General features: G+C 67.1%; 21 protein-coding genes. 6 read left to right on the plus strand and 15 right to left on the minus strand.

What is annotated here, in order from left to right:
* A partial coding sequence (locus G3N99_RS13725; protein ID WP_241011621.1) for an amidase family protein occupies positions 1-753 on the minus strand: 753 nt, incomplete at its 3' end.
* 367 nt (positions 754-1120) lie between these two features.
* Here G3N99_RS13725 and G3N99_RS13730 point away from each other — a divergent pair.
* The gene (locus tag G3N99_RS13730) at positions 1121-1555 is read left to right on the plus strand and encodes a universal stress protein (protein WP_011354737.1); all 435 of its coding nucleotides are present in this window, start codon (positions 1121-1123) and stop codon (positions 1553-1555) included.
* Positions 1556-2179: 624 nt separating this feature from the next.
* Positions 2180-2428: a hypothetical protein gene (locus tag G3N99_RS13735; protein WP_021161497.1), complete on the plus strand. Its 249-nt coding sequence runs from the start codon at positions 2180-2182 to the stop codon at positions 2426-2428.
* 68 nt (positions 2429-2496) lie between these two features.
* On the opposite strand, the gene G3N99_RS13740 is transcribed toward G3N99_RS13735, so the two are convergent.
* Positions 2497-3888 (minus strand): lysozyme inhibitor LprI family protein, encoded by a 1392-nt coding sequence (locus G3N99_RS13740; protein WP_206122643.1) that lies wholly within the window; start codon positions 3886-3888, stop codon positions 2497-2499.
* A 225-nt stretch (positions 3889-4113) separates the two neighbouring features.
* On the opposite strand from G3N99_RS13740, the gene G3N99_RS13745 reads away from it, so the two are divergent.
* Positions 4114-4587 (plus strand): nuclear transport factor 2 family protein, encoded by a 474-nt coding sequence (locus G3N99_RS13745; RefSeq protein WP_174944306.1) that lies wholly within the window; start codon positions 4114-4116, stop codon positions 4585-4587.
* 21 nt (positions 4588-4608) lie between these two features.
* Here the strand turns inward: G3N99_RS13745 and G3N99_RS13750 are convergent, their stop codons facing one another.
* Positions 4609-5364 (minus strand): BPL-N domain-containing protein, encoded by a 756-nt coding sequence (locus tag G3N99_RS13750; protein WP_206122644.1) that lies wholly within the window; start codon positions 5362-5364, stop codon positions 4609-4611.
* A 619-nt stretch (positions 5365-5983) separates the two neighbouring features.
* Here G3N99_RS13750 and acnB point away from each other — a divergent pair.
* Positions 5984-8569: a bifunctional aconitate hydratase 2/2-methylisocitrate dehydratase gene (acnB, locus tag G3N99_RS13755; RefSeq protein WP_206122645.1), complete on the plus strand. Its 2586-nt coding sequence runs from the start codon at positions 5984-5986 to the stop codon at positions 8567-8569.
* 119 nt (positions 8570-8688) lie between these two features.
* Here the strand turns inward: acnB and G3N99_RS13760 are convergent, their stop codons facing one another.
* From G3N99_RS13760 to G3N99_RS13780, 5 genes are all read right to left on the minus strand, one after another.
* Positions 8689-9201, minus strand: coding sequence for a DUF4274 domain-containing protein (locus tag G3N99_RS13760; protein WP_206122646.1), 513 nt, complete (start codon positions 9199-9201; stop codon positions 8689-8691).
* Between the two features lie 76 nt (positions 9202-9277).
* Positions 9278-9691 carry a PPC domain-containing DNA-binding protein gene (locus G3N99_RS13765; protein ID WP_206122647.1) on the minus strand — a complete coding sequence of 138 codons (414 nt, stop codon included), beginning with the start codon at positions 9689-9691 and terminating at the stop codon, positions 9278-9280.
* A gap of 93 nt (positions 9692-9784) precedes the next feature.
* Entirely contained in the window at positions 9785-10807 is a 1023-nt protein-coding gene (locus G3N99_RS13770) for an FAD-binding oxidoreductase (protein WP_206122648.1), read from the minus strand.
* Positions 10808-10820: 13 nt separating this feature from the next.
* Positions 10821-12488, minus strand: coding sequence for a hydroxylamine reductase (hcp, locus tag G3N99_RS13775; protein ID WP_206122649.1), 1668 nt, complete (start codon positions 12486-12488; stop codon positions 10821-10823).
* A gap of 193 nt (positions 12489-12681) precedes the next feature.
* The gene (locus tag G3N99_RS13780; RefSeq protein WP_174946678.1) at positions 12682-12909 is read right to left on the minus strand and encodes a DUF3079 domain-containing protein; all 228 of its coding nucleotides are present in this window, start codon (positions 12907-12909) and stop codon (positions 12682-12684) included.
* A gap of 177 nt (positions 12910-13086) precedes the next feature.
* Here G3N99_RS13780 and G3N99_RS13785 point away from each other — a divergent pair, with 177 nt between their 5' ends.
* Both G3N99_RS13785 and G3N99_RS13790 read left to right on the plus strand, forming a co-directional pair.
* The gene (locus tag G3N99_RS13785; protein WP_206122650.1) at positions 13087-14013 is read left to right on the plus strand and encodes an ADP-ribosylglycohydrolase family protein; all 927 of its coding nucleotides are present in this window, start codon (positions 13087-13089) and stop codon (positions 14011-14013) included.
* Positions 14014-14109: 96 nt separating this feature from the next.
* Positions 14110-14508, plus strand: coding sequence for a RidA family protein (locus G3N99_RS13790; protein ID WP_206122651.1), 399 nt, complete (start codon positions 14110-14112; stop codon positions 14506-14508).
* A 16-nt stretch (positions 14509-14524) separates the two neighbouring features.
* Here the strand turns inward: G3N99_RS13790 and G3N99_RS13795 are convergent, their stop codons facing one another.
* The 7 genes from G3N99_RS13795 to G3N99_RS13825 all read right to left on the minus strand — a co-directional run.
* Entirely contained in the window at positions 14525-15076 is a 552-nt protein-coding gene (locus G3N99_RS13795) for a GNAT family N-acetyltransferase (RefSeq protein ID WP_174944271.1), read from the minus strand.
* Between the two features lie 178 nt (positions 15077-15254).
* Positions 15255-16655, minus strand: coding sequence for an MFS transporter (locus G3N99_RS13800; RefSeq protein WP_174944268.1), 1401 nt, complete (start codon positions 16653-16655; stop codon positions 15255-15257).
* Positions 16656-16685: 30 nt separating this feature from the next.
* A complete protein-coding gene (locus G3N99_RS13805) occupies positions 16686-17930 on the minus strand; it encodes an FAD-dependent oxidoreductase (protein WP_206122652.1) in 1245 nt (414 codons plus the stop codon).
* Complete coding sequence (locus tag G3N99_RS13810) at positions 17927-18889, minus strand: VOC family protein (RefSeq protein WP_206122653.1); 963 nt, start codon at positions 18887-18889, stop codon at positions 17927-17929. Before G3N99_RS13810 ends, G3N99_RS13805 begins: the two co-directional genes overlap by 4 nt.
* A gap of 18 nt (positions 18890-18907) precedes the next feature.
* Positions 18908-20398, minus strand: a complete 1491-nt coding sequence (locus G3N99_RS13815) for an aldehyde dehydrogenase (protein WP_206122654.1) — start codon at positions 20396-20398, stop codon at positions 18908-18910.
* 72 nt (positions 20399-20470) lie between these two features.
* On the minus strand, positions 20471-21286 hold the full coding sequence (locus G3N99_RS13820) for an aspartate dehydrogenase (protein WP_206122655.1): 816 nt from the start codon (positions 21284-21286) through the stop codon (positions 20471-20473).
* Positions 21279-22664, minus strand: a 1386-nt coding sequence (locus G3N99_RS13825) for a thiamine pyrophosphate-binding protein (RefSeq protein WP_206122656.1), incomplete at its 5' end; no start/stop codon positions are given. The genes G3N99_RS13825 and G3N99_RS13820, both read right to left, overlap by 8 nt.

A 22664-nucleotide genomic window follows, 5' to 3' on the forward strand; every position in this document is an offset into this window, starting at 1 on the left:
GGTCGTACGGATTGCGCGTCGCGCCGTAGACCTCGTTGAACGTGTGCGAGCCGAGCCCGAATTCGGGGGTGTTGGTCTTGCCGATGAAGATCGCGCCGGCCGCGCGCATCCGCGCGACGCCCACGGACGGAAGCAGTAGATGTTGACGAACGCGGCCGGATTGCGCAGCGGGCCGCCGAAATCGCTGCCGCCCGCCACCGGCAGCATCCGCGACGCGAGCGCCGCCGCCGTGCCGCCGCTGCTGCCGCCCGCACTCTTGGTCAGGTCGTACGGATTGCGCGTCGCGCCGTAGACCTCGTTGAACGTGTGCGAGCCGAGCCCGAATTCGGGGGTGTTGGTCTTGCCGATGAAGATCGCGCCGGCCGCGCGCATCCGCGCGACGCCCACGGAATCGGCCTGCGGCACGTTCTCGCGGAAGATCGGCGAGCCGTAGGTCGTCCGCAGCCCCTTCGTCATCGCCAGATCCTTCGGCGCCTGCGGCATCCCGTGCATCCAGCCGTGGTACTCGCCGCGCGCCAGCGCGGCATCCTTTTCCGCGGCCTCGGCGAGCAGCGCGTCGCGATCGCGCAGCGCGACGATCGCGTTGACCGCGCCGTTCACCCGCTCGACGTGATCGAGGTACGCGCGCATCGTCTCGACGCACGACACGGCCTTGCTGCGGATCGCCGACGCGAGCTCGCCCGCCGACAGGCGCACGATCGGGTCGACGGGGATGGAAGCGGGAGCGAGAAGCTGCGGGGCGCCGTGCGGCATGCGGAGTCTCCTGGAATCGGAATGGAATGGCGGGCCGCATGGCGGCGGTCGCTCCCGAACCGGCCGGGAGCGGCCGCGCCGCGGCCGATGCACTACTCTACGCGACGCCGGATCGGCGACCTCCGATATTTTCCGCCGCGATTCATTGCGGTTCCGACTAAATCGGGGCGACGGGCCCCGCTTCGCGCGCGCCGCCCCGGCCGATGAAATCGTTTATGCGCATAAACTTAAATTTCTTATATTTCTATTAGGCGCGCCACGAGGCGGCACGCGTTAACGACATTTTTACGCGGCCGCCCGTTCTCTTTAGATCGTTCGGCCCGGCGGGGCGCTACGCTGGAATCATCTCGTTTCCTGGACAACGTTCATGCTCAAGCTGCTGGTTCCGGTCGGCCACTCTCCCCGCTCGCTTCAGGCGGTTCGCCACGCGACATTCCTGTATCGCGAACGGTGCGCGTCGGAGATCGTGCTGATCAACGTTCAGGCACCGCTCGAATCGACGCGGCTCGAGGCCTACCATCCGCTGTCGCGGCTGCGTTCGATCGAGGAGAAGTTCGCGTCCGACGATCTGGCCATGGCCGAGCGGATCCTGCAGGAAGCCGGCGTCAAGTACAGCGTCGTGATGAAGGTGGGCCCGGTGGCCGATACGATCGCGTCGGTCGCGGCAGAGACGGGGTGCGACGAGATCGTGGTCGTCGCGCCGCGGCACGACCCGTTGCATGCGCTGATGTCGGTGTTCCGCCGCAGCGTGATGAGCCGGCTGGTGCGGATTTCGAATGTGCCGGTCACGGCCGTGCAATGACCGGAATGACGCGCGGCAGCGCGTCGAGGGCTCGTTCGCCGACGCGCCCCGGGTTTGCAACGTGCGGTGCGACACATGTGCGCGTTGCCGCTCACACGCGCACCGGCGTTCACGCAGCGCTTAATCGATGACCTTGCGCCAGAACACGAAATAGGTGGCGGCCGAAGACGCAACGAGCAGGATGGCCCACAACGGGGCGAGGCTGATCAGGACGGAAGAGACGTTAAGCATTTGGATTCCTCACTAATTCGACAGCGATGTTCAACACGCACCTGCTTGCCGGAACCGATGCCTTTCTCCGCGATCGCGTTCCGTCAAATCATGCATTCATGCTATCGCTTTGAACGGCCGCGCGACCGCCCCCTCCCGTCCGTACCCTGACATTCGTCAAACTCCCGTGAATCGCACGCCTGTCGCGCCGGCAACCGTCGCGCGAATGCGTCGCCGCCCGTCCGGTTTAGCCTGCCGCGCGCACTGAAGCCGCGCTTTCCCTCCCCCCTCCAACCACGAAAAACGGGACAGGATCACCCAGCGCTCCCCATTTCAGCAGACGTTTACCGGGGGAACCCCCAAGTGCTTCGTCAAACCGGTCCGCGTTACGCTTGAGCCACGAGGAGACGAACCATGAGACGAGCCGTACATATCGCTGTTTTCGCACTGCTGGCGTATCTCATTGGCGATCGCGCGATCCTGCATGCGCAGGGCCGCGACACCAGCCCGCTCGCGTGCGAACAAGGCGCCGCGCAGGTGAAGGTCGACGCGCTCGGCCGCGGCTTCGGCGAAGCAGCCGCCAGCAGCCAGGGCGAAGCCTTCATGTCGGGCTGCCTGGTGACGGGGCGCGGCAACCAGGACGTCGCGCTGGCGAATCGCTGACAGGCGTCGGTTGACGCGCCGGCCGCGTTCGGGTCACGACGACTGAACCGGAGCCGCGCGCGCCTGGATCAATTCCCGCTGTTCACGGTCATTTTCTCGATCGATGTCGCGACGGATGTCACGGTCCGGATGCCGTTCACGCTGAACGTCTGCTCGCGGTCCGACTCGTCGCGGGGAAGACGCATCGACAGCTGCGCGACCAGGCCATCCTTCCGGTAGTCGCCAAACCAGTCGATCAACCGGCCGATGTAACACGTGTCGCCGACATGAACCGCCATGTCGCCGACGATCTCGTACGCGTAGTGACCGGGCCCGTAGCTCGAGTATTCGCTGCGATCGTCGCCCTGCACCGACGGCGGAATCGGACACAGCGGCGTGTCGGAACCCGCATCGCGCGCGGTGCTGTCGCTCACGTCGTGCAGCGCCTGTTCGAGCGCTGCATGCAGCTTGCCGTCGAGCGTTGTCGAACCGGCCTTGCCTTCATTGCGCTGCTCGATCGGCACCGACAGGCGGTAACGATAATGCACCGTCAGTTTCGGCACCTGGCCAACGACGGTAAACGGCCGCAGCAGGTAAAACTCGTCCATGCCGTAGTGGCTGTCGCGATACAACGCATAGACGCGCCCGCGCAAGCGTATCCATTCTCCCGCCTGATTCGCGCCGCGGCCATTCGTCGTGTAAAGGCTGCGGTCGAGCGACTCGTTCGAATCGCCTGATACCTCGAACTTGCCGCCCTTGCGGCGCAAGACATCGACCGACGACCACAACCCGGTTCCGTTCGATGCCGATTCGACGACCAGATCGCGCTGCCCGTCGCCGTCGAGATCGATCAGCGTGTAGGAGGCGCCCATCGCGGCATCGTCCGCCCCACTCGGCGACGCCTTCAACGCCCGCCACTCGTCGGCCGTCACGCCGCCGGGGCGCGCCGTCGGCAACACCGGCCCCTGCCCGTCGCTGGCGTCGCTGGCGTCGCTCGAAAAGCGCGTAACGCCGTTCGTGATCCGCAACCGGTCGATCACTTTCTCGACCGGCGAACTTGAATCCGTGCGGCGCGCCTGGTCGACGAGCGCGCGCAAGTCGTCGAGCGCAGCCTTGTCTTCCGCGTCGGGGCGATAGGCGAGCACCGTGGCGAGCTGCGATTGCAGGTCGCCGATCCGCGTCAGATAGCGCTGTTCGAGACAACCGTGATCAGCGCCGCATTGATCTCGGGTCTTCAGCCAGCCGAGCTGCGCGGTGCGCAACGCAGCACGCTGCCCCTGCGGCAATGCATCGGACAGTTTCCGGTAAAAGACCGACAGCCTGCCGTCGTCCTGATGCAGGTCGTTCGATGCGCAGACGGCTTTTTCGGTCTGGCTGGATGCCTGCGCGCAGTCGAGCCCTGCCGCGAAGGCCTGGGGTGCGTAAGCAAGCAGCGCGAGCAGAAACGTGCGCCGCAACGGGGCTTCAAAGCGGAATGTCATGAGTGGGTTCCCGGCAGTCGACGCGCGCGCTCAGGTCGACGCGCAATCGGCCTCCAGCGCCGGATTGTCCGTCAAATGACCGGCCCGTGGAACAGCCGCGAGCGACCGCTACGCGCCGCCGCTGCCATCGGCGACAGGTCATTTGATTTCCGCTACAGTGGCTTGCCCGGCATCCGGCCGCCGCGTCGAGACCCCGCTTCATCGCCAACGACAACACACCCAAAGATGAGCCAACCACACACCGAGTTGATCCAGCGCTTCTATACGGCGTTCCAGCAGCGCGACATCGACGGGATGCTCGCCTGCTATGCCGATGACGTCGTGTTCAGCGATCCCGCATTCGGCGAGCTGCGCGGCGACCTCGCACGCGACATGTGGCGCATGCTGGTCGCGCGGGCGCAGGACTTTTCATTGACGTTCGGCGACGTCGCCGCGGATCAACAGGCCGGGCGCGCCGAGTGGATCGCTCACTACCGCTTTACCGCAACCGACCGGATGGTGGTCAACCGGATCGACGCGCGGTTCCGGTTTCGCGACGGACGCATCGTCGAGCATCGCGACAGCTTCGACCTGTGGCGCTGGGCGCGTCAGGCGCTGGGGCTGAAAGGCGCCCTGCTCGGCTGGACGCCTTTCATGCAACGCGCGATCCGCGCGCAGGCGCGGAAGAACCTCGACGCGTATCGCGCCAGGCGGAAATAAGCGGAAGTAGCATCCACGCCGTTATGGCTTCATCGTCGCGTTGATCAGGTCGTCGGCCATGTCCGGCCGAATGCCGTCCGGGTTCTTGAGTCCGTTCTCGCGATACCAGCTTTCGTCGGCTTCGGGATGCGGGCCGACGAGCCCGACGCGCCCCTTGCCGTACCGATAGGTCGCGGCCGCGATATCGCGGTTCGGATAGGTCGCCAGCACGACCGCGCCGGGGGCGGCCGGGAGCATCGCGCCGTCCTGGAAGTAGATCCAGCGTTTTTTCCCGCGCCAGACCACTGGCGTCACCGTGTCCGCGATCCCGTGAAGCGTCGAGCCCGGCCGGTCGACCTCGGAGTCGAACTCGCCGGCCACCAGCCCGAAACCCGGGTCGCCCGCCAGGTAGGCACCCATGCAGATGCCCAGATAGCGTCCGCCGTTCGACACGTATTGCCGCACGGCCTTGATCGAATGCTGTCCGATGCTGGCCGCCGCACCGGGGATGTCCTGCCCGCCACCGGGCTGGACATAGAGCGCGGCGCCGGCCAGGACAGCGGGCGTGATCTTGAGTTTCTCCGCCGGCCCGACGTAGATCACCCGGAACTTGTGGTCCGATTCCCGCAGGCGCTGCGCAATCGTCTCCGGGCAGCCATCGCACGCGGCCGGGCCGCGATAGACCAGGGCAACGGGACTGCCGGCCAAGCCACGCGTTTCGTCGTCGGTCGCGGCCGCATGACCGACCGACGATGCGACGAGCGACAACACCACGACAATCGATTCTCTGGATCGCATGTTCTGGATCGACGGGATTCAAGGGCTCGCGACCATCCAGGACATTCCGGAACGGGGCGGCCGGCATGCACCGATGCTCGCTCCGCATGTTGAAACCTGATTGAAAGTCGCGTGAAATAGAGCGTAGGCGCGCGAAAGCGGCCTGTGTGTAACGTTTCTTGCCGGCTTGTGCAGATATATGCGCCGCCGGCAACCCGGCTCCCGGGGCTCCGTTACCGGCAGCGCACCTCGCCGGTCGCGGCCTCGAACGGTTCGCGCCAGTTCACATGGCGGCAGCCAAAGCCGGCGACGGGGGCACCTGATGCGGACCGACGATCCCGGCTCGCAGTCGGGCATCCCGCCACCCCACCGCCCACTGCGCCTCCCGGCGGCAGCCGGAACCTCCCGCGACACGACGCCCGCCCGCACGCCCGTCCGAGTCTCCGCGACACGTCCGAAACGACCGACGCCCCCGCGCCACCTCGCTTTCCCGTGCGCCATCATCAACTCTTATATAAGACATAAGACATTTGACGTTAAAGCGCATTGAGATTAGAATCCCGCTGCAAAGCAGTGCCTGGAACAGCCCCGGAGTGCCGGCAAGGCCTTCCCCTCAAACGCAATATCAGCAGGTCTCCCCATGCTTGAAAACTTTCGTGCTCACGTGGCCGCCCGCGCCGCGCTCGGTATTCCTCCCCTGCCGCTGACGGCTCAGCAGACCGCCGAACTGGTGGAACTGCTGACGAACCCGCCCGCCGGCGAAGAGCAGACGCTGCTCGACCTGATCACCCACCGCGTGCCCGCAGGCGTCGACGAAGCCGCCCGCGTGAAGGCCGGCTTCCTGGCCGCCGTGGCCAAGGGCGAGACCGCCTGCCCGCTGATCTCGCGCGAACGCGCGACCGAACTGCTCGGCACGATGCTGGGCGGCTACAACATCCAGCCGCTGATCGAGCTGCTGTCCGATGAAGCCGTCGCTGCCGTGGCCGCTGACGCACTGAAGAAAACCCTGCTGATGTTCGACCAGTTCCATGACGTCAAGGAACTCGCCGACAAGGGCAACGTGCACGCGAAGGCCGTGCTGCAGAGCTGGGCCGACGCCGAATGGTTCACGAGCCGTCCGGAAGTGCCGCAAAGCCTGACCATCACCGTGTTCAAGGTGACGGGCGAAACCAACACCGACGACCTGTCGCCGGCCCCGGACGCGACCACCCGCCCGGACATCCCGATGCACGCGCTGGCGATGCTGAAGAACGCACGCCCGGGCATCACGCCGGAAGAAGACGGCAAGCGCGGCCCGATCAAGTTCATCGAATCGCTGAAGGAAAAGGGTCACCTGGTCGCCTACGTGGGCGACGTGGTCGGCACCGGCTCCTCGCGCAAGTCGGCCACCAACTCGGTGCTGTGGTTCACCGGCGAAGACATCCCGTTCGTGCCGAACAAGCGCTTCGGCGGCGTGTGCCTCGGCAGCAAGATCGCCCCGATCTTCTACAACACGATGGAAGACGCCGGCGCGCTGCCGATCGAGCTCGACGTGTCGCAGATGGAAATGGGCGACGTGGTCGAACTGCGCCCGTACGATGGCAAGGCGCTGAAGGACGGCAACGTGATCGCCGAATTCCAGGTCAAGTCCGACGTGCTGTTCGACGAAGTGCGCGCCGGCGGCCGCATTCCGCTGATCATCGGCCGCGGCCTGACCGCGAAGGCACGTGAAGCACTGGGCCTCGCGCCGTCGACGCTGTTCCGCCTGCCGCACCAGCCGGCCGACAGCGGCAAGGGCTTCTCGCTCGCGCAGAAGATGGTCGGCCGCGCATGCGGTCTGCCGGAAGGCCAGGGCGTGCGCCCGGGCACGTACTGCGAACCGAAGATGACCTCGGTCGGCTCGCAGGACACCACGGGCCCGATGACCCGCGACGAACTGAAGGATCTCGCGTGCCTCGGCTTCTCGGCCGACCTCGTGATGCAGTCGTTCTGCCACACCGCCGCTTATCCGAAGCCGGTCGACGTGAAGACGCACCAGACGCTGCCGAACTTCATCAGCACGCGCGGCGGTATTGCGCTGCGCCCGGGCGACGGCGTGATCCACTCGTGGCTGAACCGCATGCTGCTGCCTGACACCGTCGGCACCGGCGGCGATTCGCACACGCGCTTCCCGATCGGCATCAGCTTCCCGGCAGGTTCGGGCCTGGTCGCGTTCGCGGCCGCCACCGGCACGATGCCGCTGGACATGCCGGAATCGGTGCTGGTCCGCTTCAAGGGCAAGATGCAGCCGGGCGTCACGCTGCGTGACCTCGTCAACGCGATCCCGCTGTACGCGATCAAGCAAGGCATGCTGACGGTCGCCAAGCAAGGCAAGAAGAACATCTTCTCGGGCCGCATCCTCGAAATCGAAGGCCTGCCCGACCTGAAGGTCGAGCAAGCATTCGAGCTGTCGGATGCGTCCGCCGAGCGTTCGGCAGCCGGTTGCTCGGTCCACCTGAACAAGGAACCGATCATCGAGTACCTCAACAGCAACATCACGCTGCTGAAGTGGATGATCGCGCAGGGCTACCAGGATCCGCGCAGCCTGCAGCGCCGTATCCAGGCAATGGAACAGTGGCTGGCCGACCCGCAACTGCTGTCGCCGGATGCCGACGCCGAGTACGCGGCCGTCATCGAGATCGACCTCGCCGACATCCACGAGCCGATCGTCGCGTGCCCGAACGACCCGGACGACGTGAAGACGCTGTCCGACGTCGCAGGCGCGAAGATCGACGAAGTGTTCATCGGCTCGTGCATGACCAACATCGGTCACTTCCGTGCCGCGTCGAAGCTGCTCGAAGGCAAGCGCGACATTCCGGTCAAGCTGTGGGTCGCGCCGCCGACCAAGATGGACCAGAAGCAGCTGACCGAAGAAGGCCACTACGGCGTGTTCGGCACGGCCGGTGCGCGTACCGAAATGCCGGGCTGCTCGCTGTGCATGGGTAACCAGGCTCAGGTGCGCGAAGGCGCGACGGTCATGTCGACGTCGACCCGTAACTTCCCGAACCGTCTCGGCAAGAACACGAACGTGTATCTCGGCTCGGCGGAACTGGCGGCGATCTGCTCGCGTCTGGGCAAGATCCCGACCAAGGAAGAGTACATGGCCGACATGGGCGTGCTCAACGCGAACGGCGACCAGATCTACAAGTACATGAACTTCGACCAGATCGAAGACTTCAAGGAAGTGGCCGACACCGTGCAGATGTAAGCACGCGGAGCGGGCTGCGGCGGGCGGTTGACGTCGCAGCACACCACGCCATGGCGTCGCAGGCTGAATGCCCGCGGCGCCATTTTTTTATGCGGTGCCGACAGGTAATCGCAGCGCGGTCAGTCGTAAAGCGCGGAAATCCGCTCGACGACGTCGAACGGCAAGCCTTCGTCGTACCCTTCCGCCTCGTCGAGATCGACATACTCGCGGCCGTTCGTCGGCTGCAGCATCAGTGCCGGCACCGGCCGCGCGACCGGTACGTCCGGATAGTCGTCCGGGCCCGCGCCGTCGAAGTCGTGCGGATCGAACCAGATCCCGTGATCGGCGTAGTAGCCATCGGCATAACGCTGCTCGATTTCACGCACCAGCCGGAACGTGTCCAGTTGATACGACCCGTCGCCCAGGTCGCTTTCGTTCGCGTACTGCACGAACCACGCGGCGCCGAGATTCCAGTAGATCAGCAACGCGGTGGCGCGATCGATGTTGCGGTTGTCGAGCAGCCAGCGCAGCGCACGGCCGTTGCCGTCGTAGTTGGAGCGCGCGGCGAAGCGGTGCCATTGCTCGGGCGTCGCGCCCTCGAGCCAGGTGCGCTCGATGTCCCACACCTTTTGTTCGATTTCGGAATCATCCATGGATGGTGGCCTCGCGGAAGCGTGAATGGCGGAAAAGCTTCGAATGACCGGCGATTCTAGCGCCGCTTCGCGTCATTCACTCGGCATCGCCGCCCGGCTCGCGGCGGATCACCAGTTCGTTGAAGCCGGTGTGCGGGTCGGGCTCGCGCGCAAAGCGATGCGCGGGCAGCACGGCCAGCAGGATCTCGGCGGTCGTGCGCACCATGCAGCCGCTGGCCACATGGCCACCCGACACGCGGCCGACCACGTCGGAAACGGACATGTGCAGGTGCGCGCCATCCGGTGACACCGAGCCGGCCAGCGTCAGGATTTCGAGGTCGCCGCGCAACTCGGTCGGCACGTCGGCCCCGGCAAAACGCAACTGCGCGACGCTCAGGCTGCCGATGCCCTGGATCACGAATGCCGCGTGCGCGTCGTGCTCACGCAATGCCTGCTCGATCGACGCGCGCAGGTCGTCGCCGGGGGAAAGACGCAGAGGATGGGCTTGCATGGTCGAGCACCTGCCGAGGGAGGATGGTGTCGACCAAGAGTACGTTCGCGCCGTGAATCCGGCAAGTCACTCGTGCCGCTACGGGCTCCGGCATCAAACGGTAAAACGCTCGCTCGCGAACTGCGCATCGGGCACGCCTGCCACCGTCGCCACATCCCGCACCGCCTGGACAAGCGGCGGCGGCCCGCATACGTAGATATCCGGCGACGCACCCGCCTCCGCAAGCGCCATGCGCAACGCGTCGACCGGCGTACCACTCAACCCGCCCCACTCCTCGTCCGGTCGCCATACGTACAGATCGACGCGCAACCGCGGCAGCTCGGCCTGCAATCGCGCCAGCTCGTCGAGCATGAACAGTTCGCTTTCCTGATTGACGCCGAAAAACAGCCGCGCGTCGACCATCTCCTGGAATTCAGCCATGCGCCGCAGCATCGACAGGATCGGTGCGAGCCCCGTGCCACCCGCGACGAACCAGCGTGGCCGCAGGCTGTCCGCGAACAGTCCGAAGCCGCCCATCGGCACGCGCACGGTCAGCGGATCGCCCGGACGCGCACGCTCGCGCAGATACGTCGAGAACCAGCCGCCCGGCCGCAACCGGATCAGGAACTCGAGGCGGCCGTCCCAGTTGCTCGTGTTCGCGAGCGAATACGGGCGGCGCACACCGCTGCCCGGCACCTCGAGTTCCGCGAACTGACCGGGCTCGAACTCCGCGGCCGACCCGAACGCGTCGTCGGGCTCGATCTGCAGCTCGACGCGCATCGTATCGGCCGCGATCGTCTCGAGCGCAGCGATCCGCGCGGTGCGCACGGGCACCGGATGCAGCAGCACCTTGGTGCGGTCGTACGGCGCGGCAACCTGCAGATCGCCGCGCGGCCGGGTCCGGCACAGCAGGACCGCGCCCCGCTGGCCGGCCGGCAGCACGCCGGCGCTGTCGGGCTGCATCTCGTACGCGCCATCGACGACGGTCGCCTGGCAGGCGCCGCAGCTGCCGCGCCGACATTGCGACGGCAGCGTGATATCGGCGTCGGCCGCGGCCGACAGCAGATCCTGCTCGCCGTCGCAGCCGAAGCCGAAGCGCTCGCCGTCGCGTGTCGTGATCTCGATGCGATAAGTCATCGAACGATCCCGCTCAAGCGGCCTGGCGCGCCAGCGACGCGGCCAGGTCGGTGCCCGCGTCGCCGATCGGCTGGATGCCGAATTGCTCGACCAGCACCGCCAGCACGCCCGGCGTCACGAAGGCCGGCAGCGTCGGCCCGAGGCGGATGTTGCGCAGGCCGAGCGCGAGCAGCGTCAGCAGCACGGCCGCCGCCTTTTGCTCGAACCACGAGATCACGAGCGACAGCGGCAGGTCGTTCACGCCGCATTCGAATGCGTCGGCGAGCGCCGTCGCAATCCGGATCGCCGAGTAGCTGTCGTTGCACTGCCCGACGTCGAGCAGGCGCGGAATGCCGCCGATATCGCCGAATGCGTGCCGGTTGAAGCGGTACTTGTTGCAGCCGAGCGTCATCACGACCGTATCGTCGGGCGCCTGCTCCGCGAACTCGGTGTAGTAGTTGCGGCCCGGCGCCGCGCCGTCGCAGCCGCCGATCAGGAAGAAATGGCGGATCTGTCCGGCCTTGACCGCATCGATGACCTTGTCCGCGACGCCAAGCACCGCATGCCGGCCGAAGCCGACCGTAATCGTCTCCTCCGGCGCCGTGGCCGGGAACCCGGGCAGCGCCTGTGCGGCGCGGATCAGCGTCGAGAAGTCGTGATGTTCGAGATGGCGCACGCCCGGCCAGCCGACCGGCCCCGTCGTGAAGATCCGCTGCCGGTACTGCGGCATCGGCTCGATGATGCAGTTGGACGTCATCAGGATCGGCCCGGGGAAATGCGCGAAGTCGCTCTGCTGATCCTGCCACGCGCCGCCGTAGTTGCCGACCAGGTGCGGAAACGCCTTCAGCACCGGATACGCATGGGCCGGCAGCATCTCGCCATGCGTGTACACGTGAATGCCCGTACCGGCCGTCTGTTCGAGCAGCGCGTGCAGATCGCCGAGATCGTGGCCCGACACGAGGATCGCCTTGCCCGCCACCGGCGACACGCGCACGGCCGTCGGTCGCTGCGCGCCGAAACGGCCGGTGTTCGCGCTGTCGAGCAGTTCCATGACCGTGAGGTTCAGCCGGCCGAGGTCGAGTGCCTGCGTGAGCAGCGCGTTGACGTCGTCCGGGTCGCGCGCGAGAAACGCGAGCGCCGCCTCGATGCCTTCGTAGATGTCGTCGCGCTCGTAGCCGAGCACCCGTGCATGATGCGCATACGCGCACACGCCCTTCAGCCCGTACAGCACCAGCGCGCGCAGGCCGACGATGTCCGCGCCCACCTCGTCGAGCCCGTTGTCCACGCCGACGCGCGCGGCCTGTTCCAGCAGGCCGGCCAGATCGTCCGCCGGCTGCCACATCGCCGGCCCGTGCTGCGCCGGAACGACCGTGCCCGCCGCCCGCGCGCGCGCTTCACATGCGGCCTTCACGCGGTCGCGCATCTGTGCCGCTTCGCGCAGCAGCGCGACGAAACGGGCCGCATGGAAGTTCACGTTGGTGAGCGTCGTGAACATCGCGTAAAGCACGAACCGGTCGGCGTCGCGATCCGGTGCGCCCATCGCTCGCGCGATCGCGCCGTATTGCGCAATGCCCTTCACCGCGTGGACCAGCAGGTCCTGCAGGTCGGCCGTCGTTGCATCCTTGCCGCAGTTGCCTTTCGCCGATGCGCAGCCGGGGCGTGTGCCGGTCCGGTCGGTCTGTTCGCATTGATAGCAAAACACGGTGCTCTCCTTTCTCGATCATGGGGGCGCGGGTCGGCGCGATCGGCGGCGGAACGCAAGTTCCTGGCCACCGGCATCCCGCCCGCCTCAAGATGCGTTGTGCATGCATCTTTATTCATGATGTTTCGGCACGGGTTTCGCAACCGTGATGCAGATCAAGAAAACGGACGCACCCGGGTGAGGCAACTTGTCGCTATGACTGCCCGCCGGCTTCGATAGCGGGTTCGGATTCGTTGTCGGCATCCACGCCTTCGATGCCCCAGTCGCCGTATCGATACCAGTCGTCGCCGAGCAGTTCGCTCGGGTGCTGTGTACGGCTGGAGCCGTTGCCGCAGCGCATCGCGTGCGTCGGGCAGTAGTTGTCGCATCCCCAGCAGATCCGCTCCGGATGCACGGGATGCAGCGGAAATTTCTTCGCCATGCGCTTGTTTTCCCGGTGTCGTGTCATCGGCTACCGTTCGACTCTAGTTCACCGGCGCGCATGGGCCATGCGGCATTCGTTCGCATCGGCGACGCTGCATCGGCTAGGCACGCGCAGGCGATTGGTCTAGGCTGCACGATATTCCGCGGCGCGAGCCGCCAATCCGCCCCCTGTCCGATGACTGCCATTCCGAACCGACGATCCCGCCTGCGCGGCGGCCTGCTGGGCCTGCTGATCGGCGACGCGCTGGGCGTACCGTACGAATTCCACGACGCCGCGTCGATCCCGCCGGCCGCTGCGATCGACATGACGCCGCCGCCCGGCTTTGCGCGCGCACACGATGGTGTTCCACCCGGCACCTGGAGCGACGATGGCGCGCAGGCGCTCGCATTGCTCGACGCGCTGTCGGACGACCGCGACCTGAACCTCGATACGTTCGCCCGCAACCTGCAGGACTGGTTTCATCGCGGCGCCTTCACGCCCGATGGCCGCGTGTTCGACGTCGGCCTGCAAACGCAGCGTGCGTTGCACGCGCTGGCGGCCGGCACGGCGCCAGCCGTTGCCGGCCCTTGCGACGAACGCGACAACGGCAACGGCTCGCTGATGCGCTGCTTTCCGGTGGTGATGGTCGCCGCATCGCGCGACGAAGCGATCCGGCTCGCGTGCAAGCAGAGCGTCGTTACGCACGGCCACGTGCGCTCGCAGCTGTGCTGTGCGCTATATGCGCTGGCGGCGATGGGGCTCGTCGATGGCCAGCCTGCTCCCGACGCGGTGCGCGCGGCCGAAGACGAACTGCTGGCGCGCTACGCGGGCACGGCCGACGAAATTGAACTGAAGATCGTGCTCGACGGCCGCTTCGATGCGCCGCAAGGCTCCGGTTACGTGGTCGACAGTTTCTGGTCGTCGATCCATTGCCTGCTGTCGACGGACAGCTACGAAGATTGCGTGAAGCGCGCGATCGCGCTCGGCAACGACACGGATACGACGGCGGCCATCGCGGGCAGCCTCGCCGGCGCGCTGTACGGCGAGCACGCGCTGCCCGATCGCTGGGTCGCGGCGCTACGCGGGAAAGAACAGGTCGAGGGCCGGCTCGCTCGACTGTGAGCGCGTCGCGCCATCGCCGGCCAACCTTGTGAATCGAACGCGGCGGACCACCGCCGACCGTCCCGAACAGCCGCATCAACCTGAGAGGAGCACCGCATGCTGCGTGCAATCAATCCCCCTGGCGCCACGATTCCCGGCATTTCGCAGGCCGTACTCGTGGAAGGCGGCCAGCCGCCGTATTTGTCCGGGCATGTTCCGTTCGACGCCGACGGCACCGTGGTCGGCATCGATCATGCGACGCAACTCGACCAGGTGTTCCGCAACATCGCCGGCACGCTTCGCGCCGCGGGGGTCGGCTTCGAGTCCGTCGCGCGGCTGACGATTTACGTCCGCGACTTCGATTCGAGCCTGTTGCCGCAGATTCGCGAGGTGCGCGACCGGTGGGTCAATACCGCCTGCCCGCCCGCGAGCGCGCTCGTCGGCGTGGCTTCGCTGTTTCGCCCGGATGTGCTGGTCGAGGTGGACGCGTTCGCGATCGTTCCTGCCGTGAAGTGATCCGCCGACGGCTGCATCACGCGCGCCGGTCGCTCGCCAGCAACCCGTACAGCGCGCTGTCCGACACTTCGTCGCCGACGATCCAGCGTTCGCGCAACACCCCTTCACGCGCGAAGCCGAGCCGTTCGAGCAGCCGCGCCGACGCGACGTTGCGCGGATCGATATCGGCTTCGAGCCGGTTCAGCCGCAACGTGCCGAACGCATGATCGATCACGGCCGATGCCGCCTCGCGCATGTAGCCGCCGCTCCAGTACTGGCGCCGCAGGCAAAAGCCGATCTCCGCGCGCCGGCATTGCTCGTTCGCATGGAACAGCACGCATTCGCCGAGCGCTTCGCCGGTTTCCCGCAGTTCGAGCACGCAGATCAGGTCCTGCCCGCTCGCGGACGTCTTCACGTTGCGCGCGACGCGCTCGACCGCCTGTTCGACATGCGTCATCGGCGAAAACGAGAAATAGCGCATCGCTTCCGCATCCGACCAGATTTCGAAGAACGCATGTGCGTCCGCTTCGCGTAGCGGTCGCAGGACGAGGCGGGAGGTATCCAGCGTGACAGGTTCGAACAGAGGCATGGCGACAGTCGGTCGAAAAACAGGATCGTGAATTAGAACACGCAAGCCGCCAGCCGGCCATTTCGTTCATTCGCACGAACCGCCCCACCGCGGCACCCCGGATCACCGCAAAACAAAAAGGCCCGGAGATCATCGCCCGGGCCTCTTCACCTCAGTTGTTACCGCCAACCGGCCGCGCTTACGCCTCCAGCGCTTCGAGCACCTTCCCCTTCGTCTCGATCCCGACGAAGTGCACCGTCACCGCTGCGATCAGCGGCACGATGCCGATCAGGTAGAACGCCGGCGCGAGGTTGCCGCCGATGATCGCGTGCGGCACCACCATCGGTGCGACGAACGATGCGATCTTCAGCCACGCGCTGCCGAGCCCGCAGCCCGACGCGCGGATGCTCGTCGGATACTGCTCCGGCGTATAGACGTATGCGGTAATGAACCCCGACGCCATCAACCCGAGCGACAGCGAGCAGAAGATCGACACGACATACACCGACGACGCGTGATAGAAGCCCGCGAACGCCAGCGACAGCGCGCACAGCACGAACGACCACACGATCACCGGCTTGCGGCCGAGCTTGTCGACCAGCAGCGCCGACGCCAGCGACCCGAGCACGCCCATCACCGAACCGATCACCGCGAGGTTCAGCGCGAGCTGCAGCGGCGCGTGATAGAAGTTCTTGTAGATCGTCGGCAACCACGTCGACAGCCCGTACTGGATGAACCCGCAGGTCGCCCACAACGTCGCCACCGCGAGCGTGCGCTTGCGATACGCGGCGCTGAACAGGTCGCTCATCTTGCGCTTCGGATGCTGACGCACCATCTCGTCGAACGCGGCCGCCTGCGTGACGGGCGGCAGCTCGCCGCGCACCGACGCTTCGAACACGCTGACCGCCCGCCCGGCTTCCGGGAGCCGCCCGCGCGACGCGAGCCAGCGCGGCGATTCCGGCACGAGGCGCGTGAGCACGAGCGACAGGATCAGCGGCAGCCCGCCGACGAAGTACATGATTTCCCAGCCGAAGCGCGGCACGAGCCACGCACCGAGCGCCATCGACACGAGCAGGCCGATCGGGAACACGATCTCGTACAGCAGCACGAAGCGGCCGCGGCCATGGGCGCGCGTGATCTCGTTGATGTACGTCGCGGCAACCGGCAGCTCGCCGCCAAGGCCCAGGCCCTGCAAAATCCGCAGCAGCACGAAGATCTCGAAGGTCGGCGCGAAGCCGCACGCGATGCTCGTGACGCCGATCACGGCCGAGCTCCACGCAATTGCCTTCACGCGGCCGTGCTTCTCCGCCAGCGCGGGAAACAGGAAGGCGCCGATCAACTGGCCGATCGCGCCGGATGCGATCAGCAGGCCGATCTGCGTCGGCGACAGCCCCCATTTGTGAATCAGCAGCGGCAACGTCGCCGCGATCGTGATCACGTCGAAGCCGTCGAAGAACGTCGCGGCGCCGATCAGCACGCGCGCGCGGATCTGCATCGCGTTGGCCGGAAGCCGCTCGAGCCGCGCGATGATCGCGCCGGGCGTGGAGGCGGCAGCTTCCATCGTGGCGCGACCGGCCACGACGTTGTCGAAAGTGCTCATGCGGGGTGTCTCCTGTGTCTCGTCGCCCGGTCAGGCCAGTGTCTTGGTCGTGTCTGCCAGGGCTTCCGTATCCACTGCCCGGCCCTGGTTCATCCACTTGCGCGCGAGCTTCAGCTCACGTGCGTTGTTGACGGCGATGACACCTCTCACATGTCCTTCGCCTACGAAAAACAGCGTCGCGCGGCGCGCGGCAAGATCGCCGCGCACGACGAGCTGCGCTTCGGCCGGCAGATCACCGAGGATCTGCAGGTTCACGTCGTACTGATCCGACCAGAACCACGGAATCTCCGCGTACGGGGCACGCACGCCGAGCACGGCCTTCCCCGCCGCGATCGCCTGGTTCTGCGCGTTGGCCCACGATTCGAGCCGCACGCGCCGTTTCAGCCAGCCGTTGTGATGGTTCGCGACGTCGCCGCACGCGAAGATCGCCGGGTCGCTCGTCGCGCCGAATTCGTCAACGACGATGCCGTCGTCGATCGCCAGCCCCGCATCGCTCGCGAGCGACGCGTTCAGCGCGAGGCCGATGCCGGCCACCGCGAAATCGGCGTCGATCGTCGTGCCGTCGGCGAGCGTTGCACGCACCTTCGATGCGTCGTCCGGCTGCGCGTCGAGCGAGGCGAGCGCCGCGCCGAGCCGCACGTCGACGCCATTCGCGCGATGCAGGTCGAGCAGGAAATCCGACACGATCTGCGGCACCGAGCGGCCGCACAGCCGCGGCGCGCCTTCGACCACGATCGCTTCGACGCCGAGCTTGCGCGCGGTCGCCGCGACTTCGAGGCCGATCCAGCCGCCGCCGATCACGAGCACGCGCTGGCTCGCACGCAGCTTCTCGCCGAGCGCGGCCGCTTCGTCGAGCGTGCGCAGGTAATGCAGGTTCGGCGTCTTCACGAGCGCGTCCGGCAGGCGGCGCGACGTGCCGCCGGTCGCAATCACGAGCCGGTCGTATTCGATCTCGCGGCCGCTTTCGGTTGTCACGACGCGGCGCGCGCGGTCGATCGATGCGGCACGCTCCGGCTGCCATGCTTCAACGTTCAGCGCGTCGAATTCGTCGGGACGCACGACGCGCACCGTTTCGATATCGGCATCGCCGGCCAGCACGGCCTTCGACAGCGGCGGGCGCTCGTACGGCAGATGCGGTTCGTCCGCGATCATCACGAGACGGCCCGCAAAGCCTTCCGCGCGCAGCGTCTTCAGCACCCAGCCGGCGGCCTGGCCGCCGCCGATCACGACGACCGTGCCGGGCGCGGCCTGCGCCTGTGCGTTCCCTTCGCTCATGATTTCCGCTCCGTCATGAACTTGCCTTCCGGCGCCTTCGCGTTCTTCTGACGGCGCGTGTTGCCGTCGAGGCCGCCGTCGACGGCCCACTCGGCGAACACGGTCGGGCCCGGCTCGAACTCGCGCGGCTGCCACTCGGGCGTCAGCATGTCTTCGTCCGCGTAGTACTCGATCAGGCCGCCGGCCGGATTCTGGAAGTACCAGAAGTACGCGGACGACACCGGGTGACGGCCCGGGCCGAGTTGCGTTTCCCAGCCGCAGCGGTCGATGTGCATGCCGCCGCCGAACACCTCGTGGATGTCGCGCACGGTGAACGCCACGTGGTTCAGGCCGCGTTTGCCGTTCGGCAGCGCGAGCAGGAACAGGTCGTGGTGGCCACCGTGCGGCGCGCAGCGCATGAATGCGCCGCGACCCGGGTAACGGTCGGACGTCTCGAAGCCCAGCAGCTCGTGATAGAACTTTTCCTGCGCGTCGAGGCAGTTCGTGAAGAACACCACATGCCCGACCTCGACCGGCTCCGCGCGTGCATAGATCGGGCTCGGCTGGTCGACACGCAGCGTCTGGCCCCACACGTTCGACGGCGAGCCCGTGATGTCGAGCTCGCGCTTGCGCGTGACTTCGATGCGGATCGCCATCCCGTTCGGGTCGATGCAGCCGACCGCATCGTCCTGCGCGTAATAGCCAGGCTGGCCGGCAAGCTTCGTGCGCAGCGCGTCGAGTTCCTGCTGCGTCGCGACGCCCCACGTGACTTCACGCAGCGTCGGGCCCGCTTCGAACGCGGGCGGCAGCGCCGGATCGTCGGCCTTGACGGCCAGCACGGTGCAGCCGTTCAGCGTCTCGAAGCGCGCGTGCGTGTCGTCGTGCGAGACTTCCTTCATCCCCCAGTCGGCGAAAAAGCGCCGGCAGGTCGCGAGGTCGTCGACGCCGTACGTGATCTGCTCGATTCCCAAAATGCTCATTGCGTCATTCCCCTTCGCTCAGTTCGCCCACGGCAGCGGCGCGTCGTTCAAGCCCCAGTAGAGGCTCTTCTGCTGCATGTACTCACGGATGCCGAGACGCCCCTTCTCGCGCCCCATCCCGCTCTCCTTCCAGCCCGAGAACGGCGTGGAGATCGAAAACAGCTTGTACGTGTTGATCCAGACGGTGCCCGTCTCCAGCGCGCGCGCGATACGCCACGCGCGCTTGTAGTCGCGCGTCCAGATGCCGGCCGCCAGGCCGAACACGCTGTCGTTCGCCTGCGCGATCAGCGACGCTTCGTCGTCGAACGGCATCGCGACGAGCACGGGGCCGAAGATTTCTTCCTGGCAGATGCGCGCGCTGTTCGGCAGGCCTTCGAGAATCGTCGGCTGATAGAAGAAGCCGTTCTCGCGCCCGTCGCCCGACGGCCGCTCGCCGCCGCACAGCAGGCGGCCGCCTTCCTCGAGACCGAGCGCCACATAGCGCTCCACCGATTCGCGATGCTTCGCGGTGATCAGCGGCCCCATCTGCGTGTCGGGGCGCGTCGGGTCGCCCACGCGCAGCTTGCGTGCGCCGGCCACCAAACGCTTCATGAATTCGTCGTACACCGCGCGCTGCACGAACAGCCGCGAGCCCGCGATGCACGCTTCGCCCGACGAGCTGAAGATGCCGTACAGCACACCGTTGACCGCATGATCGAGATCGGCGTCGTCGCAGACGATGGTCGGCGACTTGCCGCCGAGTTCGAGCGACACGGGCATCAGCTTCTCGGCCGCGATGCGTGCGATGCCGCGGCCCACTTCGGTGCCGCCGGTGAACGACACCTTCTTCACCAGCGGATGACGCACCAGCACGTCGCCGATCACCGAGCCCTTGCCCGGCAGCACGCTCAGCACGCCCTTCGGCACGCCCGCTTCCTCGCAGATGCGCGCCAGCGCGAGCGACACGAGCGGCGTGACTTCGGCCGGCTTGAGCACCACCGCGTTGCCGCCCGCCAGTGCCGGCGCGAGCTTCTGCGCATCGGACGCGATCGGCGAGTTCCACGGCGTGATCGCCGCGATCACGCCGATCGGCTCGTACACGCTCATCGTCAGGTAGTCGCCGCGCGACGGCGTCAGTTCCTCGTCGAGCGTTTCGAGGCATGCCGCGAAATAGCGGAACGTGTTCGCGGCGCTCGCCACCAGCACGCGCGTCTCGGCGATCGGCTTGCCGTTGTCGCGGCGCTGCAGGTTCGCGAGCGCTTCGTGGCGCTGCATGATCAGATCGGCGATGCGGTACAGCACCTGCGCGCGCTGGTGCGGCTTCAGCCCGGCCCAGTCGGCGCGGCGCCACGCGGCGTCGGCGGCTACGACGGCTTCGGCCGCGTCTTCCGCATTCGCGGTCGACACTTCCATGTTCAGCGACTGGTCGGCCGGATAGATGCTCGCGAAAGGCGCGCCACGGCCGCGCCGCCATTCGCCGCCGATCAGGATGTTGCCGTCGGGTACGAGGCTCGTATCGAAAGGAGTCATGTCACAAGTCCCACAAATCTGTCTCTGCACGTCCGCCCTCGCCGTGGCGCGGGCGGACCTTCTATGGCCCGGTCAGATCACGCAGCGGGCCGCACGGTTGCGCAGCGCACGGATCGCGCTGTACGCCGTCAGCGCGGACGTCTTCGGGTTGTCGGGCAGCGGCTTGCCGCTCATTTCCAGCGACATCTCGCCGAATGCGCCGCGCGCGGTGATGCGGTGCACGTTGCGCGCGACGGCCGGATCGGCGATCAGGCGCACGTGCGTCGCGTCGAGGCCGAGGCCCGCGAGCGCGACGGTGGCCGCGACGTTCGCGTTCTTCGGATACAGGCGCGCGGCGTCGCGCGCGCTGCCTTCGAAGATCACCTTTTCCTCGGTCATCGCACGCAGGTCGCAGAGTTCCTCGGCGGGCGTGCCGAGCCAGCCGAGCGGCGGCTTGCGGCCTACGTACAGCACTTCGTCGAGGCCGCCCTGCTTCGCGGACGCCAGCGCGTCGATCCCGCCGATCGCGCCGGACAGCAGCGTCACCGTCGCGTCGCCTTCGTCGGCCGCCTGTGCGAGCACCTCGAGCAGCGCGAGATCGGACAGCGCGCCGATCGACGCGACCGCGCAGTCGGTGCCGGCCTTCAGCAGCGGCACGACGTGATCGACGAGCGCGCTGTGGCCCGCGCATTCGAGCGCGAACTCGGGGCGGCGGGCCAGTGCGTCGACCGACGACACGACCTCCACCGCGCCGCCCAGCACGCCCTGCACCGCCGCGCACTGGTGTTCCGGCACGATCACGTGCGCGATGCGCAGCGACGCATCGTGCTCGACCGCGTGGTACACGGCCGCGCCGATCGCACCGAAGCCGATCATCGCGACGTCGACGGGTGCGTGGACGTTACGCATACTGGCGCTCCGACGGCGTTTCGTCCTTCTTCACCGGCGGGCCCGCGAAGTTCGATGCGAACGAGCCGACCGACAGCATGTCGACCTCGACCATCACCGGGCCTGCCTTCGCCATCCCTTCGCGCACGATCGCTTCAGCGTCGTCGAGTGACGAGATCCGGTAGTGCGTGAGGCCGAAGCTCGCGCAGAACTGCGCGAAATCGGGCTGGTGCAGCTGCACGAAGCAGCGGCGGCCGTCGTAGTGCGCGTCCTGGATGTTGCGGATCACGCCGTAGCACTGGTCGTTCATCAGCACGATCATCACGTTCGCGTTTTCCTGCACGGCCGTCACGAGCTCACCGACGTTGACCATCAGGCCGCCGTCGCCGACGAGGCACACCGTCTTCGCCGCCGCGCCCGCGAGCGCCGCGCCGATCCCCATCTGGATGCCCTGGCCGATCCCGCCACCGAGCGCATGCACGCCCGAACGCGGCTCGAAGATCTTCAGCAGGCGGTTGCCCCACGTGCTGTTCGAGATCGTCACGTCGCGCACCCAGTTGTAGTCGCGGCCGACCGCGCCCTGCAGCGTATCGACGAGCTGCTTGTACGGCCCGAGGCCCTTCGACACGTCGGCCACCGCCTGCTCGCGGGCAGCCGCGAGATCGGCGGCGAACTGCGGGTCGACCGACAGGCGGCCTTCGAGCCGGTCGGCCAGCTCCGCCAGCACGCGCTTCGAATCGCCATGCACGAACAGCTCGTTGCGATAGCCGCGGTTGTCGGCGAGCGCGTCGGCATCGACGCGGAACAGCGGCTGCGGCAGCGCAAGCTTGTACTTCAGCGTTTCGTTGCCGCGCAGGCGCGAACCGACGACGACGAGCGCATCGCAGGTCTTGTAGAACGCTTCGACGGACGCATGCACGTTAAACGCGCCGAGCGTCGCCGGGTGATCCTCGGGCAACACGCCGCGGCCCTGCACGCTCGTCACGACGCCGAAGCCGAGCTTCACGAGGCGTTCGACTTCCTCCCGTGCGTGGCGCGCGCCGCCGCCGAGCCACAGCAGCGGGCGGCGCTTGGCCGCCAGTGCGTCGGCGAGCTTCGCGACGCGGGCCGTGTCGTGCTCGCGCACCGCGACGTGCGCGGGCTCCAGGTCTTCCGGCCATTCGATCTCAGCGGCCTGGATGTCGATCGGGATCTCGACCGACACGGGGCCCGTCGGCGCGGTCTGCGCGATGCGTACGGCTTCGCGGATCGTCGGCAGCACGGTTTCGACCGTGCGCACGCGGAACGCGGCCTTCGAGATCGCGTCCAGCATCGACAACTGGTCGGGTGCTTCGTGGATGTACGCGAGATCCCGGTCGAGGTACGGCGTCTCGATCTGCCCCGTGATGTGCAACAGCGC

This window comes from Burkholderia sp. Ac-20392, assembly GCF_017104585.1.
Classification (GTDB): Bacteria; Pseudomonadota; Gammaproteobacteria; order Burkholderiales; family Burkholderiaceae; genus Burkholderia; species Burkholderia lata.